The organism is Gemella sp. oral taxon 928 (assembly GCF_001553915.1).
Lineage (GTDB): Bacteria > Bacillota > Bacilli > Staphylococcales > Gemellaceae > Gemella > Gemella massiliensis.
Map to the genome: position 1 here is coordinate 826,385 of NZ_CP014233.1, position 16,917 is coordinate 843,301.

A 16,917-nucleotide genomic window follows, 5' to 3' on the forward strand; every position below is an offset into this window, starting at 1 on the left:
GTATATTGTAATGATAATTAAAACAGAAGAACAATTGCAAAAAATGAAAGAGATAGGTTTTATTTGTGCAACGATACGTGATGAAATGAAGAAAAAGGCAGTTCCGGGGGTGAACATCAAAGAACTGGATAATATTGCGAAAGAATTATTTGAAAAATATGGTGCAAAATCTGCTCCGATAACAGAATATGATTTTCCAGGGTATACTTGTATTTCTTTAAATCACCAAGCTGCACACGGTATTCCGTCAGCAACAAAAATTTTAAAAGATGGAGATTTATTAAATATAGACGTATCCGGATGTAAGGACGGATATTATGCTGACACCGGGGTTTCTTTTGTGGTTGGTAAAGTTGATGACAAGATGAAAGAAAAAGTCTGTGAGGTGGCTCAAGAGGCATTTTATGAAGGTATAAAACACGCTAAAGCAGGGGCAAAAATAAATCAAATCGGGAAAAATGTTCATAAAAAAATAAAAGAACATAAATTACAGGTTATAGAAAATTTAACCGGACATGGAATTGGAACATCTCTTCATCAAGAACCACAACATGTATTTAATTATTTTGATCCATGGGATAATTTGATTTTAAAAAACGGAATGTGCTTAGCTGTAGAACCATTTGTTTCAACAAAAGCACGTACAGTTGAAAACAGTGATAAAGATGATTGGGAGCTAATAACAACAGATAATTCGTATGTTGCACAATATGAACACACTATAGTTGTCAGAGAAAATCAGGAGCCATTAATACTAACCAAAATTGATTAATTATAGTAAAGAGTAGTTGTTATATCGTAAATTTTATTAATTTTGTAATTTATATGTTAGCTGTTTTATCATATATGAAATATAAAAATTTGACAAAAATAAAAAATGTTTTAAGATACTACTTATTAAAAAAGTTATGGAGAGTAATAAATGTCAGAAAATTTAGTTATAGTCGAATCTCCTTCAAAGGCAAAAACGATAGAAAAATATCTAGGAAAAAAATATAAAGTAATTTCATCAAAAGGACATGTCAGAGATTTACCCAAAAGTAGAATGGGAGTTGAAGTATTAGACAATGGAAATGTTGAGGTTGACTATATTTCTATTCGTGGTAAAGGGGATGTTATAAAAAGTTTGAAAAAAGAAGCAAAAGGGAAAAAAGTATTCTTAGCTTCCGATCCCGATAGAGAAGGAGAAGCAATAGCGTGGCATATTGCATATATTTTGGGGTTAGATAATAATGAAGATAACAGAATAGTATTTAATGAAATAACAAAAGATGCAGTGAAAGAGGCAATAAAGCATCCGAGAAAAATCAATACAGATTTGGTTCAATCACAGCAAGCAAGACGTATTTTAGATAGATTGGTTGGATATAACATTTCTCCGGTTTTATGGAAAAAGGTAAAACCTAAACTGTCAGCCGGGAGAGTACAAAATGCGGCATTGAAATTAATTGTAGATAGAGAAGAAGAAATACTAAATTTCAAACCGGAAGAATATTGGTCAATGCCGATAGACTTCATAAAAGATAGAAAGATTCTTACTGCAAATTTTTATTCATATAAAGGTGAAAGAATAAAATTAGAAAATAAAAACATTGTTGATACTATAAAAAAAGCAATAAAAGGTGAAACTTTTAAAGTAGTTGATGTGACAAAATCTAAGAAAAATAGAAATTCTCCTAATATTTATATTACATCAACAATGCAACAAGATGCTTCAAGAAAATTAAATTTTAAAACCAGAAAAACAATGAGTGTTGCTCAAGAGTTGTATGAGGGTATTAATTTAAAAAAACTTGGTGGGGTAACGGGGCTTATCACATACATGAGAACCGATTCTACACGTGTATCAGATGAAGCGGTCGCAAGTGCGAATAATTTTATTTTAACCAATTACGGAAAAGAATATATTTTGGCTACCGCTAAATCAAAAAAAGCAAGTAAAAATGTTCAAGATGCACATGAAGGTATTAGACCTACAAATATAGATTATACGCCAGATATAATAAAAGATTACTTATCAAAGGATCAATATAAATTATATAAACTTATATGGGAACGTTTTATTGCAAGTAGAATGAGTGCAGCTGTCTATGAAATGAATGTTACAACATTTGAGAATAATAAAGTTGTTTATAAAGGCACACACTCTAATTTGATATTTAACGGTTTTTTAGCGGTATTAAAAGAAAAAGAAAAGGTAAAAGTTGCACCGAAGTTTGAAGTAGGGGAAAATGCTAAAATAAAAGAAATAAAAGAGGAACAACATTTTACTCAACCACCTGCACGCTATTCAGAAGCAAAACTTATTGCAACATTGGAAGAATTAGGTATAGGTAGACCCTCGACTTATGCAACAATAGTAGAAACTTTGCAAAAAAGATACTATGTAAAACTTCAAAATAAAGTTTTTACACCAACAGAACTGGGAATCATTGTCAGCAAGATAACAGAACAATATTTTCCGGATATTATTAATACACAATTTACCGCTAATTTGGAAAATCAACTTGATAATATAGCTGAAGGAAAAGTAACATGGAAAAAAACTATTTCGGATTTTTATTCAGGATTTAGTAAAGATGTTAAAAAAGCTGAACGTGAAATGGAAAAAATAGAAATTAAACAGGAATTTACAGGAGAAAACTGTCCTGATTGCGGGGCACCGCTAGTTTATAAATTAGGGAAATTCGGTAAATTTATAGCATGTTCCAACTTTCCGGAATGTAGATATACAGGAACTATACAGAAAAAAATTGGTGTAACCTGTCCGAAATGCCATAATCATGATATTTTGGAGAAAAAATCAAAAAAAGGGAAAGTATTTTACGGTTGTGAAGGTTTTCCGGGATGTGATTTTGTATCATGGGATAAACCTATTAATAGATTCTGCCCAAAATGTAATAACATTTTATATGAAAATAAAAAAGGTGTGACTTGTGCTAACTGTGATTATATAGAAGAAATAAAAAAATAAAAAAAGGTTGTATAATAATTAGTGTGGATAAGAAAAATCTATACTAATTATTTTTTACTTTTATAGAATATGAAATATGAAAAAGTAATAAAATCGGAAAAACTAAGAAGAAAAATTTTTGTAGTAGGTGTCATAGAATTTAACTTGTTATTTGGAAATTTGAATTTAAAACATATCTAATCTCTATCTAAGTAAGGTTTAAAGATTAGAATTTCTTTTTTTAAAATAATAGTTTTCTATTGTAAACTAAATATTATTTCTTTAATTTTTTAGAGATAGAAAAAATGAAATTTTCTGCAAATCACATATCATAAGATTCTTGTTACTTGTCGATAAATTTTACAGTAAAAATTAATTTATAACTATTTGATTTTAATTTTTCAGAAAATTTAAACGATTTTATAATAAAATAATCGTTATTTTTCAAAAATATTATTGACAAAAACTAATAAATGTATTAATGTATATATACAAGGTTTTAAAAAAAGATTATGGAGGAAATGGAATGCTTAAATTTTTAAAAAGAAACCCATATATTTCTATCGGACTTATGCTATTTGCATTATTTTTTGGAGCAGGAAATTTAATATTTCCGGCGTTTTTAGGTCAGAATTCAGGAGATCGCTTGCCTATTGCGATGATTGGGTTTATTATAATGGGAGTGGGATTACCTCTACTTGGGGTTTTAGTTATGGGTTATTCAGGTGCTCAAGATTTATTAGAATTATCTAGTAGAGCAGGGAAAACATTTGGTATATTATTTACTACGTTATTATATTTAACTATTGGACCATTTTTTGCAATTCCCAGAACAGGAACTACTACTTTTGAATTAGGTTTATCGAGTTTTATACCGGCAAACTATACAATATATGTACAGGCAATATTTTTAGCTTTGTTTATGGGGGCAACGTTATGGCTTGCTATTAATCCTAATAAACTTGTTGACAGAATAGGTACAATGATTACACCGGTTTTATTATTATCTATGATTATTTTAATAATTGCATCACTAGTAAAACCAATGGGAAGTTATCAAGCTCCAACACAAACGTATGCAACAAATGGTTTGGCATTTACCAGCGGTTTAATGGAAGGATATAATACTATGGATGCTTTAGCTTCGCTGGTATTTGGAATTATTGTTATTAATGCCGTAAAATTATATGGAGCAAAAACAAAAGAAGAAGTGGCAAAAAATACTTTAAAATCTGCACTAATTGCTGCACTTTTATTAGCATTGGTATATATCTTTATTTCAAATATCGGTGCAACATCGGTATCGATCTTAGGTCTACAAAAAACAGGAGCAGGAGTTCTAACAGGTGCAACAACATATTACTTCGGTAATGTAGGAAAAGTATTATTGTTTATTATTGTACTGTTGGCTTGTTTAACAACAAGTGTAGGGCTGGTAACGGCGTGTTCAACATATTTCAATAAATTATATCCTAAAATTGACTACAAAGTATATGCAATAATACTAACAGTGTTTTCATTTGCAATTGGTAATTATGGTTTAGCGGCGATTATTAAAGGGGCAGTTCCAGTATTGGTATTATTGTATCCACTAACTATGGTATTGATTGCATTAGGATTCTTAAATAATCTATTCGGCGGGAAAAAAATTGTTTATGCAAGTACAGCATTATTGACAGGACTTTTCAGTTTATATACAACAGTAACTTCAACTATAGGGACTTCTGTACCGGTTATTGATAATTTTTTAGTGAAATTCTTACCAATTCAAGGTGTTTTTGCATGGATTAATTTTGCGATATTAGGATTTGTTTTAGGAATATTATTGAACTTAATAAAAAAAGAAAGTAAATAGTAAAAAAGATAATCTAAAGTTGAAATTGAATTTTAGATTATCTTTTATTGTTTTAATAACTTATTATAAAACAGATTGAAAAAACTACTTTAATGTTGTATAATGGCTATAGTTAAAAAATAAGGAGAAAAATAATTATGGCAGAAGCTATGCACACAAAGGCTTATTTAGAGCCACAGGAATTATACGAATACACTAGTAAAAAAGGAGTTATGAAAGCCAACGGTAGCCTAAAATATATGCTAAGTTTAGGGTTTTTAGGTGGAGCATTTATCTCGGTGGGATATTTAGCTTATCTTAGAATAGCCGGTTCTATACCCCATGAATGGGCGGGATTAGGTGTTTTATTAGGTGCTGCTGTTTTTCCAATTGGACTTATTTGTATTCTGGTTGGTGGTGGAGAATTGATTACCAGTAATATGATGGCGGTGACATTGGCATTTTTTAATAAAAAAGTAAGTTTAAAACTTTTTGTGAAAAATTTAATTATAATAACACTTGCTAATTTAGTAGGAGCAATCTTCGTTGCGTATTTTTTAGGACATGTTACCGGACTTACCGAAGGGGTAATTTTTGAAAAAACGTTAGTCACAGCAGAAGCAAAAATTAATTCAACATTTTGGCAAGGTATATTTTCAGGTGTTGGTTGTAACTGGTTAGTTGGAATGGGTGCATGGTTATCATTCTGTGCTAAAGATGTCAGTGGGAAAATACTTGGAACATGGTTTCCAATAATGACTTTCGTAGCTGTTGGGTTTCAGCACGTCGTTGCTAACATGTTTGTAATACCGGCTGCAATGTTTGGTGGTGCAAATATTACATTTGCACAGTTTGCCGAAAATATGGGAGTTATTTTCTTAGGGAATTTTCTAGGTGGAGCAATTTTAGTAGCAGGACTTTACACATTAGCATATAAGAAAAAAACAAATTAAAATTTTTAAAATAATAGACAAAGCTATAAAAATAAAGAAGGAAACTAGTTGTTTTAGTTTCCTTCTTTAATACTTTATTCTTCTACTTTAGTAACCCAACCGAAAGTATCTTCTACTTTTCCAAGCTGAATACCTGTTAATTGTTCATAAACTTTAGTAGTCCATTCACCGGCTTCAGTGGTTATCTCTAATTTTTTGGTACCGTCAAACAGTTCTCCAACGGGCGCAATAACTGCTGCTGTCCCAGATAAAAATACTTCTTCAAGTTTTCCGTTATCATATGCCTCATATACTTCTGTTAGTGCAAGTTTTCTTTCTTCAACAGTTTCACCTAAAGAACGTAATAATTTAATCACTGAATCACGAGTAATACCCGGTAAAATAGAACCATTTAGTTCAGGTGTAATAAATTTACCGTCAATTTTGAAAAAGATGTTCATCGCCCCACCTTCTTCAATGTATTTTTGCTCAACACCATCTAACCACAATGATTGAGAATATCCGAGTTTTTGTGCTTTTGCCTGCCCTTTTAATGAACCGGCATAGTTTCCTGCAGTTTTTGCAAAGCCGAAACCACCACGAACTGCACGAACATATTCATTTTCTACGAAGATTTTATTTGGTTGTAAGCCGGATTTAAAGTAACTTCCTGACGGCGACAGCATAATAATGAATTTTACTTTATTATTAGGGTGAACGCCTAACGCTTCTTCGGCACCAAACATAAGTGGTCTGATATAAAGAGATGTTCCTTCTGATTTAGGAATCCATTCTTTATCAATTTGCAATAATTTTTTTAAAGCGGCTAAGGCAAATTCTTCATCAAGTTTCGGTAGGGCGATACGATCGGCAGAATTATTAAGGCGTTTGAAGTTTTCTTCAGGTCTAAATAATACCGGTTCACCATTTGCAATATATGCTTTCATACCTTCGAAGATGCTTTGACCATAGTGTAAAGTATTTAGTGCAGGTGAGATAGCTAGCGGTCCATAGGGGACGATTTTAGGATTATGCCAACCACGTTTCGTGTCCCAATCCATTACAAACATATGGTCGGTAAAAACTTGCCCGAAGCCTAGTTTATCATCAGGTGTTTTTTCTTTTGGATGGCTAGTAAGATTTAATTCAATATCTTTTACTGTTAATTTGTTCATAAAATTACTCCTTCGTATGTTATATGTTTTAAAAAATAATAAATAATTACTTATTTTCTATCATTATAATACTAATGAAAAAATATTGCAATAGTTTTTTTAAATTTTCTGAATATTAAAAGTGGGTTGAGATTTTTTTAAGTATTAAATATAAAGTTGTATTCTAAACTAAAAATTTTACAAAAATTATTTTAGTATAGGATATTATTTGAATTTTAATTTTCTATGAAATGTGTTAAAATGAATAGTATAAAACATGGAGAGAGGTAAGAAATTATGGAAATAAAAAAGTCATTAGAAAATAAGTTTAATACATCACTTGCGAATTTAACAGGATCTCCGATAAGGGAGTTTGACAGATTTGCTTCAACAATAGACGGTATTATAAAATTGACGTTAGGGGAGCCGGATTTTAATACCGCAGAAGAAGTTAAAGAAGCTGCAAAAAATGCTTTAGATAATAATAGAACACATTATTCTGTAAATAACGGTATTGTAGAACTAAGAACTGCATGGGCAAAAAATTTAAAAAATAAATTCGGATTGAACTATTCACCTGATGAAGTTATTGTTACGATAGGGGCATCTGCAGCTATAGAACATACAATATCTGCGATAACTAATGAGGGAGATACTATTTTAATTGTAACGCCATATTTTTCTGCTTATGAAGGTGTAGGTATTTTAAATAAATGTAATATTAAATTCATAGATACTGTTGATAATGGATTTAAGCTGACACCGAAACAATTGGATAAAGTTTTATCAGAAAATCCTAATGCTAAAGCTTTATTAATTAACTATCCGAATAACCCAAGCGGTGTATCTTATACTAGAGATGAAGTTGAAGCTATAGCGGATGTTTTGAAAAAATATGATATTTTTGTAGTGAGTGATGAAATTTATGGAGATATAACATATGACTATAAACATACTTCATTAGCTACATTTATTCCGGAGCAAACGGTATTAATCAGTGGATTATCAAAATCACATGCTATGACAGGGTGGCGTGTAGGTTTTATTGCAGCGCCGGAGGCAATGATTAAAAAAATCGGTGTTTTCCATTTATTTACCGTATCAGGGGCAGCGACATTTATTCAAGATGCAGCAGTAGAGGCATTGGAAAATGAAGAGGTGGAAAAATATAATCAACACATGATAGAAACTTATCGTGAAAGAAAAGATTATATGGTTCCAAAACTTCGTGAATTAGGATTTGAAATTCCGGAAATAGAGGGTGCATTTTATATTTTTGCAAAAATCCCTGAACAATATAGTAGTTTAGGTGCAATGGATTTTTGTAAGTTGTTAGCGAAAGAAGCCAAAGTTGGTGTAATCCCGGGGACTGCATTCGGTTCGGCATATAATGATTATTTTAGAATAAGTTATGCAACAAGTATTGAAAATATAAAAGAAGCTGTAGAGAGAATAACAAAATTTATTAATAAATAGAAAGGTACAATTAATGAAAGGAAAATTCATAACGGTAGAGGGAACAGATGGTTCCGGGAAAACTACTTTTTTACAATTTATAACGAAATACTTAGTGAATAAAGGATATAAAGTTATCTTAACCAGGGAACCCGGTGGTACAGAGTTTAGTGAAAAAGTAAGAGAATTATTATTTGACAGTAATAATCGAATAGATGCTAAAACAGAAAGTTTGCTATTTTGTGCGAGTCGTCGTGATCATATTATAAATAAGATAATACCGTATATTGAAAAAGGGTATATAGTTATTTGTGACCGATTTGTAGATAGTTCCATTGCGTATCAATCTTACGGTCGAGGACTAGAAAAGAGCGATATAATAAATATAAATAAGTATACAACAGATGGTTTAGAACCGGATTTGACTATATATTTCAGTGTAGATGTAAAAATAGGTTTAAATCGAACAAAAAATAGAGATAATAATAATCGTATGGATTTGGAAGAATTTTCATTTTATGAACGAGTAAAACAAGGTTATGATGAACTTTCGTTAGAGTATAATAAAAGGATAAAAACTATAGACGCTAATAAGCCTTACAATATTGTAGAAAAAGAGGCGTTAGAAGTAGTAGAAGGATTTTTAAATGATGAAAATATTTAAAAAAGATGCTATTTCATTAAAATCAGTAGAAAATGCTTTAAAAAATAATAAACTATCCCATGCCTATCTTGTTATAGGCAAGGATAGTTTATATTCTGATAAATTCGTTATTCAGTTTGTTAAAGCAATTTTTTGTTTGAATAATAATGAAAAAAATTTTTATAGTTGTGAAAATTGTAGAAATTGTAGAAGTATCGATAATGGTAATTATATTGATTTTTATAAAATAAATAGTGAAGAATCTACAATAAAAAAGAAGAAATTCAAAAACTAAAATCAGAATTAGCAATAAAATCTTTTTACGGTAAAAAAGTATATTGGATAAAAGATATTGAAAAAATGAGTCCGCAAGCCGCAAATAGTATTTTAAAATTTTTAGAAGAACCGGAAGAAAATATTATAGCAATACTTAGTTGCAAAAATCTTAGTGCAGTTTTACCAACTATTACATCACGTTGTCAGCATATTCGCCTTGTTGGATCTTGCGAACAGGAAAATAATAATTTTTCTGAGTTCGAAAATATATTAAATACGTTTATATTGAAGTATAAGAAAAATAGGCATTTAGCTAATCTATATATGTTAGAGAAATTTAAAACAAAAGATGAAATTTCTAACTTTTTTGATTTTTTATCAATTTTCATCAGTAATTTATATCCGCAGATGACGATAGAAGAAGATATAAAGAATATTGGCAAAATTCAAGAAAGTGTTTTGCAGGCAAAAGCCGACATAAGTTTAAATGTTTCAGCTATGTTGGTTTTAGAAAAATTCCTTTTTTCTCTGCTATTAAACAATCAAAAAATAGAATTATTATATAGAGGGTAGTATGGAAGAAAATTTAAGATTGGACAGTGTTTCAAAAAATTTTAAAATTTTTCAGAAAAAAGATTATTACAGTATGTCAACAGATTCATTTTTACTCCCTTATTTTTCCAACGTACCACTTAGCGAAAAGAAAAATATTATAGAACTTTGTAGTGGGAACGGTGGTATTTCCATTATTTTACGTGAACGAAGTAGAGCTTGTATAGAAATGTTGGAGATACAGAAGGATTTGGTTGAACTTACTAAGAAAAGTTTAGAATATAATAATTTAACAAATATTCATGTTCAAAACGGTGATATAAAAGAGGTGAAATCACTGTATAATCCATCATCATTTGATTATGTTTTATGCAATCCGCCATATTTTCCGGTTGAAATTATGCCGAAAAAACGTGAAAGATTTAATCATAATATTTCTCGCCATGAATTACTGTGTAATTTAGCAGATGTTGTTGCTGCTATTAAATATTTATTAAAGCAAAACGGGAAATTTAGTCTGGTTCATAGAACTTACAGAATTGCCGATATAATATCTGAATGTTCAAAAGTTGGGCTTTCTATTAAAAGGATAAGGTTTGTTTACAGTAAGAAATCCAGTGAAGGAAGTAAAATGGTTTTAGTAGAAGGTAGTATATCAGCTGTAAATGATATAAAAGTGGAGCAGCCTTTATATATTTATAACGAAGATGGGACGTATACTAACGAGATGAAGAAGGTGTATGGTATTGACTAAAAGTTTTATGTATGTTGTAAAATGTTCTGATGATACATTGTATGCCGGGTATACCACGAATATACTAAGAAGATTAGAAGTACATAATGCAAAAAAAGGTGCAAAATACACAAAATCTAGGGTACCGGTTATACTGAAATATTATGAAGAATTTTTGACAAAAAGTGAAGCGATAAAAAGAGAATATGCTTTTAAACAATTAAAAAAAGAAAATAAATTAGCATATATTCAAGAAAATTTAACACAAGAAAAGAAAAATTATATAAAAGAAATTAATGCTAAACTAAAGGAGAAAAATAATGCTGTATTTAGTACCAACACCAATAGGAAACCTTGAAGATATAACTTTAAGAGCATTAAAGGTATTGAAAGAAGTGGATATTATAGCTTGTGAAGATACTAGAAATACGCAAAAGCTATTAACTCATTATAAAATATTAAGTAAAAAATTAATTAGTTATCGTGAACATAATGAAGATAAAATGAGTGAGAAAATAGTTGAATATCTTAAAGATAAAAAAAGTGTTGCATTAGTTACTGATGCAGGAATGCCCTGTATTTCAGATCCGGGGTATATACTGGTAAAAAAAGTTAGAGAATTAGACTTAAAGGTTGTAGCACTCCCCGGTGCTAATGCAGGACTTACAGCATTAATATCCAGTGGATTAGAGTCTTACAATTATACTTTTTATGGTTTTTTACCACGAAAAAACAAAGAATTAAAAGAAAAATTAAATTCTATTTTAAAAAGCAGAACAACAGGAATAGTATATGAATCTCCTCACAGAATAATTAATTTGATAGAAACTATAGTTGCTCTTGATGAATTAAGAGAAATTTCAATAGTAAGAGAATTAACTAAAGTGTTTGAACAAATAGAAACAAAATCGGCAAAAGAAATCCTTATTATGCTTAAAAATAGTGAAATAAAAACTAAAGGAGAGTTTGTTATAATAATATCTCCAAACAAAAAAGAAGAATTAAAAGAAATTAATTTAGAAAATTTAGTAGATATTATTTATAATAAAGTAAAAAATGGAGAAAAAAAATCTGAAGCGATAAAAAATACTGCAAAAGAATTTAATATAAATAAAAAAGAGGTGTATAACTTATACCATGAAAAATATGATTAGCCTTTTTATAATTAATATTCTTATAATTTTAACGTTAGTGGCTTCTTATTATAATAGTTATTTTTACATTGTTCTTTCAATTTTAATAATAATTAATATAGTGGTAATTTATTTAAAAACTACTGAACTTGATAAAAATGAACAAAAGAAAAAAATTATGCTCCACAAAGTAAAAAATTCATTATCAGTCATATTGGGGTATTCAGAAGCGCATAATGATAATCTTATAACAAAAAAAGAATTGGATGAAAAAATAAATGATGAGATAGAAAATATAGTAACAATAATAAAAGATGAAATTTATAAGTAGAAACTCATGAATTTCATCTTTTTATATTATTTTTTAATAGTATGGCGTTTTCTCCATGTTTTAGAAGAAAACAGTACAATTAACGGTATAAGTTCAAGCCTTCCTAAAAGCATTGAAATTGATAAAACAATTTTAGTAAAATATGGTACAGAAGAAAAATTATTTAACGGACCGTAGTTATTAAATGCAGGTCCGGCATTACTTATAGTGGTTACTACTAAAGAAACAGCATCCTGAAAATCGTTTATTTGAATACTGGTAATTAGTAATAAGAATACAAAAATAAAACTATAAAGTAATAAATAGTTTGCTAATGGGTTAGTGTCCTTTATTATTTTTCCGTCAATTTTAATTGAAATTATTTTTTTAGGACTTAATGCTTTGCTGATTGAGTTTTTTGCATTTTTAACAAAAAATATAAAACGAGGAATTTTTATTCCGCCGGCAGTTCCACCGGCGCATCCGCCGACAATCATTAAAAGTAATATAATCATTTTAGAAAATGTTGGCCATATATCAAAGTTATTATAGGTAAAACCGGTTGTGGATACTACCGATGATACGGTGAAAAATACATCTAATAAACTATGATATGGTGTATCATATGAACGATAAATATCTAAGAATATAATAATAGATGTTAATGCTACCAATCCTAAGAACCAAAGTAATTCTTCACTCTTTAATGCTTTAAAAAATTTTTTAAAGATTACGAAGTAGATAATATTTAAATTCATAGAAAAAATAAGCATAAAAATAGCTACGACGATGGTAACATATGTGCTGTTATAATAAGCAATTCCGGAATTTTTTATACTAAAGCCCCCGGTACCAGCAGTAGAGAATGCGATATTTAAACTATCAAATACTCCAACATTTCCAATTAACAACAAAACAAACAAAATAACTGTTAAAGCTATGTAAATACTGTACAAATAGATTGCGGTTTGTTTTATTGATGAAACTACTTTACCGAAGTATGGTCCGGGAATTTCCGCTTTTGCTATGTGAATGTTATGCGGAGAACGTGGTAAAATAGCAAGAGCAAAAACTATAACCCCCATACCTCCGATAAAGTGGGTAAAACTTCTCCATAATAAAATACTTTTATCTAATTTTTCAATATCAGGTAAAATAGTAGAACCGGTAGTTGTAAAACCACTGACCGTTTCAAATAAACTATCTATATAATTTGGAATTTCACCTGAAAAATAGAAAGGTAATGCTCCGAATAGTGAAAAAATAATCCAAGTAAGAGTAACTATAACAAAACCTTCACGATTATAAAAATCTCTATCTCTTTCTCCATCGGTAAAGTAATCAATAACAAAGTAAAAAATATAACAAAGTACCGCAACTGCCAAAAAAGATAGCAGGGTACTTTGACGTTCTTTATAAATAAGAGAAACAAAAATTGGAAGCATAAGTAATGCTGATAGTAACTTAAACATTTTTCCTACTACATGGAAAATCATTTTATAATTCATTATTTTCTCCTCCCTTATTTAATTAAAATATCATCAATATGCTCAATTTTCTGTTTATAGCAAATGACAATAACGTTATCATTTAATTTGATTTCATCTTCACCATTAGGGAATATTTGTTTATTATTTCTTACAATAAAGGGAATTAAGATGTTATTATTAAGTTTTAAATCTTTTAGTTTTGTCCCAATAACTTTTAAATTACTGTCACTAATTTTAAATTCAATAAGTTCAACTTGATTATTTGCAATTCGATAAAAATTTTCTATATCAGAACTCTTACTGCATTGTAAAGATTTACTATATTTTGAAATTACATTTCCAATTATTTCTTTTGGCGTTATATAAGAATATTGTCCAATATCTTCGGCGATTTGTTTAAGAGAAGCTCTGTTGACTTTAGCGATTGATTTTTTTATTCCCAGTTTATCTGCATAAAGATTAATAATAATATTTTCTTCATCAAGACCGGTTAGAGAAATGCAACTATCAAAAGTTTGAATACCTTCTTCTACCAGAGTATCACGATCACTACCGTCAGCCCAAATAACATCAACATTTGGATAAGTTTCACTAAGTGAAATAGCTTTTTCTTTATTAATTTCTATTACTTTTGTGTAAAAGTTGGCTTTTTCTAAAAATTTAATAAGATAGTAGGCGATTTTTCCACCGCCGATAATAAGAGCGGAAGATAATTTATTATCAATATTTTCTTTATTACCAAGAAGTTTATAGAATTTTTTTAAATTTTTATTATCTGCTGTAATATGGACTTTATCTCCGACTTCAAAAATATAATCACCACGTGGCACAAAGACCAATCCTTTTCTTTCTACTAAACAAACTAATGAAGGGAAAGTAATAATTTCTTTACTATCTATAAGAGAAACACCATTTAGAAGACTGTTCTCATTGATAACAACTTCTAATATGTTGAATTTATTACAAGAAAAACTTTCAACCTTTGTTGCGGAAGGATATTTTAACATATTATAAATTTGTTTAGCAGCTTCATATTCAGGATTAACAACAAGGTCAATTCCGAGAGAAGATTTTAAAAATTCTTTCGTTTTGGAGTATTCCGGATTTCTTATTCTGGCAATAGTGTACTTTGCACCCATTTGTTTAGCAGTAATGCAAGAAATAATATTTATTTCATCACTGGCTGTAACAGAAATAAACATATCTGCCATGTTTGTTCCTGCTTCTTGAAGTATATCATAATTAGCACCGTTACCAAGTAAACCTTGGATATCATATGCTTCAACTAATTTTTCTACTCTTTTCTCATTTGTATCTATGAGAGTAACTTCTTTAAAAGTGTCAGAAAAGTCGGCACACAGAAGCTCACCAACTTTTCCGCCACCAACAATAATAGCTTTCACAAATAAAACTCCTTTTTCTTTTATAACAATATTATAAATATATTATAAAAGAAAGTCAATTTAGGACAGTTTTTATTGTAAATATTTTTAATTATAAAATTATTTTGAAAATAGGACAAATTTCTAAATAAGTTATTTTAAACAATATGAATTAAGTTATATCTTAATTTGAGAATTTGTGGTATAATTATAAAAAGGAAATTTTATCGCTTTTTCATATAGTTGATAATTTTAAATTATTAAAGGAGGAGTAAAGTGGGAAAAATTTCTAAACAAGATATAGATTATATTTTTGAGAATATAGATATAGTGAATTTGGTTAGCGAGTACATAAAATTAGAAAAACGTGGGCAAAATTATATAGGTTTATGCCCATTTCATAATGAAAAAACACCTTCTTTTACGGTATCTCCCGATAAGCAGATTGCTCACTGTTTCGGTTGTGGTAAGGGTGGAAATATTTTTCAATTTTTATCGCTTATTGAAAATATTACATATAACCAAGCAATAGTTAAATTAGGAACAAGATTAGGACTAAATTTAGAGTCAAATGAATCAAAAGATATAAGTTATAATTTAACGGACGATTTGGATATAATGTATTATGGACATTTGCTACTTGCGGATTATTATAATTATATTCTTTTAAATACCAAAGAAGCGGAAGATGCTCTAAATTACTTAATAAATAGGGGATTAACTTTGGAAACAGTAAAGTATTTTAATCTAGGATATGCCCCAAAAAGTAATAATATAGCATTAAATTTTTTTACTTCTAATAATTTATCATTAGATATAATGGTGGAAGCGGGATTGCTTGGAAAAAACGAAAGTAATAATTATTATGATGTTTTCAGAGATAGGATAATGTTTCCTATAAAAAATAATCAAAATCAAGTGGTTGCCTTTTCCGGAAGAACCATGTCAGAAGATAAAGAAATAGCTAAGTATTATAACACTCAAGAAACAAAAATATTTGAAAAACGAACAGTTCTTTATAATTTTTCCGACGCCAGACCTTTTATAGCAAAAGACAAAGAAATACTACTTTGTGAAGGATATATGGACGTAATTAAAGCACATCAAGGTGGCATAAAAAATGCTGTTGCTCTAATGGGAACAAATCTCGACAATAATAAATTGGCAGAGATACTGACGTTAGTTGATAAAATAACACTTAGCCTTGATAATGATTCAGCAGGAAGTAAAGCACAAATAGAATTGGGAAACAGGATAATAGAAAAAACGGATAATATTTTTAAATTAAAATTTTCCGGTGCAAAAGATTTGGATGAATTTTTAACACAAAAAAATAAAAATAATAAAGATTTTGATGCCCAAACTTATTTTAAAAATAATAAAGAACATTTTATCACCTTTAAAGTTGACTATTGTGAGGCAGAATCAAAAACAAATATTGAACAAAAGATAAACTATAAAAATGAAATACTGAAAAATATTTCTTATATAGAAGATGAATCATTAAAATATATACTTTTAAACTATTTAGCAAAAAAATTCGGCATAGAACGTCAAATTCTTGTTAAAGAGTTGCATCAGACTAGAACAACAAGAAAAAAAGAAGTATTTAGACAGTGGCAGCTACCACAAGACAAGTCACAAATATTTAATAATATAAATTATGATAAGAAAATGTGTAAGTTATTTAAATATTTTTTTAAAAGTCGAATTCTTTTTATAGAAAACTACGAACAGCTAGAAGACTGTGAATTTAAACATCATTCATTCGAAAAATTATTAGATTATTTAATAATTTATTATAATAATAATTTTGAGTTTTATATTCATAAATTTATTCATAGCATTGATGATGAAGATACGATTCAGTTAGCAACGTATATTGATGAAACAGATTTTTTAATAGAGGAAAATCCAAATAATGAAGTGGTTAATGATTATATAAATCATTTTAAAAAGCGTGAAGTTAATATTGATGAATTGAAGGAATTATTAAAAATAGCTATCCAAGAAATGGATATGGAAACACAAAAAAGATTATTGGAACAGTTAAAAAAATACAAAAAATAA

13 protein-coding genes and 2 pseudogenes are annotated in these 16,917 nt (G+C 28.9%); 12 read left to right on the forward strand and 3 right to left on the reverse strand.

Annotated elements, in window-relative coordinates; all coding sequences use genetic code 11:
• Positions 1-10 precede the first annotated feature (10 nt).
• The 4 genes from map (at position 11) to AXE85_RS03715 (ending at position 5,740) form a co-directional block, all read left to right on the forward strand.
• Positions 11-772, forward strand: a complete 762-nt coding sequence (map, locus tag AXE85_RS03700) for a type I methionyl aminopeptidase (RefSeq protein ID WP_062173185.1) — start codon at positions 11-13, stop codon at positions 770-772.
• A 150-nt stretch (positions 773-922) separates the two neighbouring features.
• A complete protein-coding gene (gene topA, locus AXE85_RS03705) occupies positions 923-2,974 on the forward strand; it encodes a type I DNA topoisomerase (RefSeq protein ID WP_062173186.1) in 2,052 nt (683 codons plus the stop codon).
• 505 nt (positions 2,975-3,479) lie between these two features.
• The gene (brnQ, locus tag AXE85_RS03710) at positions 3,480-4,808 is read left to right on the forward strand and encodes a branched-chain amino acid transport system II carrier protein (RefSeq protein WP_062173187.1); all 1,329 of its coding nucleotides are present in this window, start codon (positions 3,480-3,482) and stop codon (positions 4,806-4,808) included.
• Between the two features lie 137 nt (positions 4,809-4,945).
• A complete protein-coding gene (locus AXE85_RS03715) occupies positions 4,946-5,740 on the forward strand; it encodes a formate/nitrite transporter family protein (RefSeq protein WP_062173188.1) in 795 nt (264 codons plus the stop codon).
• A 74-nt stretch (positions 5,741-5,814) separates the two neighbouring features.
• Here AXE85_RS03715 and AXE85_RS03720 read toward each other — a convergent pair whose 3' ends face one another.
• Positions 5,815-6,894, reverse strand: coding sequence for a branched-chain amino acid aminotransferase (locus AXE85_RS03720; protein WP_062173189.1), 1,080 nt, complete (start codon positions 6,892-6,894; stop codon positions 5,815-5,817).
• A gap of 276 nt (positions 6,895-7,170) precedes the next feature.
• Here AXE85_RS03720 and AXE85_RS03725 point away from each other — a divergent pair, with 276 nt between their 5' ends.
• From AXE85_RS03725 to AXE85_RS03755, 7 genes and pseudogenes are all read left to right on the forward strand, one after another.
• Entirely contained in the window at positions 7,171-8,349 is a 1,179-nt protein-coding gene (locus AXE85_RS03725; RefSeq protein WP_062173190.1) for a pyridoxal phosphate-dependent aminotransferase, read from the forward strand.
• A 13-nt stretch (positions 8,350-8,362) separates the two neighbouring features.
• Positions 8,363-8,992, forward strand: a complete 630-nt coding sequence (gene tmk / locus AXE85_RS03730; RefSeq protein ID WP_062173191.1) for a dTMP kinase — start codon at positions 8,363-8,365, stop codon at positions 8,990-8,992.
• A pseudogene (locus AXE85_RS03735) lies at positions 8,979-9,820 on the forward strand (DNA polymerase III subunit delta'). Before tmk ends, AXE85_RS03735 begins: the two are co-directional and overlap by 14 nt.
• A gap of 1 nt (position 9,821) precedes the next feature.
• Positions 9,822-10,553, forward strand: a complete 732-nt coding sequence (locus AXE85_RS03740) for a tRNA1(Val) (adenine(37)-N6)-methyltransferase (protein WP_062173192.1) — start codon at positions 9,822-9,824, stop codon at positions 10,551-10,553.
• Positions 10,546-10,788: pseudogene (locus AXE85_RS03745) on the forward strand (GIY-YIG nuclease family protein); the annotation flags it as partial. The gene AXE85_RS03740 and the pseudogene AXE85_RS03745, both read left to right, overlap by 8 nt.
• A gap of 64 nt (positions 10,789-10,852) precedes the next feature.
• Positions 10,853-11,686 (forward strand): 16S rRNA (cytidine(1402)-2'-O)-methyltransferase, encoded by an 834-nt coding sequence (gene rsmI, locus AXE85_RS03750; RefSeq protein WP_062173193.1) that lies wholly within the window; start codon positions 10,853-10,855, stop codon positions 11,684-11,686.
• Positions 11,670-11,996: a hypothetical protein gene (locus AXE85_RS03755; protein ID WP_062173194.1), complete on the forward strand. Its 327-nt coding sequence runs from the start codon at positions 11,670-11,672 to the stop codon at positions 11,994-11,996. The genes rsmI and AXE85_RS03755 overlap by 17 nt, the downstream gene beginning before the upstream one ends.
• A gap of 26 nt (positions 11,997-12,022) precedes the next feature.
• Here the strand turns inward: AXE85_RS03755 and AXE85_RS03760 are convergent, their stop codons facing one another.
• Both AXE85_RS03760 and trkA read right to left on the reverse strand, forming a co-directional pair.
• Positions 12,023-13,483 (reverse strand): TrkH family potassium uptake protein, encoded by a 1,461-nt coding sequence (locus tag AXE85_RS03760; RefSeq protein ID WP_062173195.1) that lies wholly within the window; start codon positions 13,481-13,483, stop codon positions 12,023-12,025.
• A 14-nt stretch (positions 13,484-13,497) separates the two neighbouring features.
• Positions 13,498-14,868 carry a Trk system potassium transporter TrkA gene (gene trkA / locus AXE85_RS03765; protein WP_062173196.1) on the reverse strand — a complete coding sequence of 457 codons (1,371 nt, stop codon included), beginning with the start codon at positions 14,866-14,868 and terminating at the stop codon, positions 13,498-13,500.
• A 255-nt stretch (positions 14,869-15,123) separates the two neighbouring features.
• Here trkA and dnaG point away from each other — a divergent pair, with 255 nt between their 5' ends.
• Positions 15,124-16,917 carry a DNA primase gene (dnaG, locus tag AXE85_RS03770; RefSeq protein WP_062173197.1) on the forward strand — a complete coding sequence of 598 codons (1,794 nt, stop codon included), beginning with the start codon at positions 15,124-15,126 and terminating at the stop codon, positions 16,915-16,917.

Excerpts from the sequence above, each read along its gene's own strand:
- map (WP_062173185.1), top strand. The coding sequence starts at position 11 with ATGATAATTAAAACAGAAGAACAATTGCAAAAAATGAAAGAGATAGGT.
- topA (WP_062173186.1), top strand. The coding sequence starts at position 923 with ATGTCAGAAAATTTAGTTATAGTCGAATCTCCTTCAAAGGCAAAAACG.
- brnQ (WP_062173187.1), top strand. The coding sequence starts at position 3,480 with ATGCTTAAATTTTTAAAAAGAAACCCATATATTTCTATCGGACTTATG.
- AXE85_RS03715 (WP_062173188.1), top strand. The coding sequence starts at position 4,946 with ATGGCAGAAGCTATGCACACAAAGGCTTATTTAGAGCCACAGGAATTA.
- AXE85_RS03720 (WP_062173189.1), bottom strand. The coding sequence starts at position 6,894 with ATGAACAAATTAACAGTAAAAGATATTGAATTAAATCTTACTAGCCAT.
- AXE85_RS03725 (WP_062173190.1), top strand. The coding sequence starts at position 7,171 with ATGGAAATAAAAAAGTCATTAGAAAATAAGTTTAATACATCACTTGCG.
- tmk (WP_062173191.1), top strand. The coding sequence starts at position 8,363 with ATGAAAGGAAAATTCATAACGGTAGAGGGAACAGATGGTTCCGGGAAA.
- AXE85_RS03740 (WP_062173192.1), top strand. The coding sequence starts at position 9,822 with ATGGAAGAAAATTTAAGATTGGACAGTGTTTCAAAAAATTTTAAAATT.
- rsmI (WP_062173193.1), top strand. The coding sequence starts at position 10,853 with ATGCTGTATTTAGTACCAACACCAATAGGAAACCTTGAAGATATAACT.
- AXE85_RS03755 (WP_062173194.1), top strand. The coding sequence starts at position 11,670 with ATGAAAAATATGATTAGCCTTTTTATAATTAATATTCTTATAATTTTA.
- AXE85_RS03760 (WP_062173195.1), bottom strand. The coding sequence starts at position 13,483 with ATGAATTATAAAATGATTTTCCATGTAGTAGGAAAAATGTTTAAGTTA.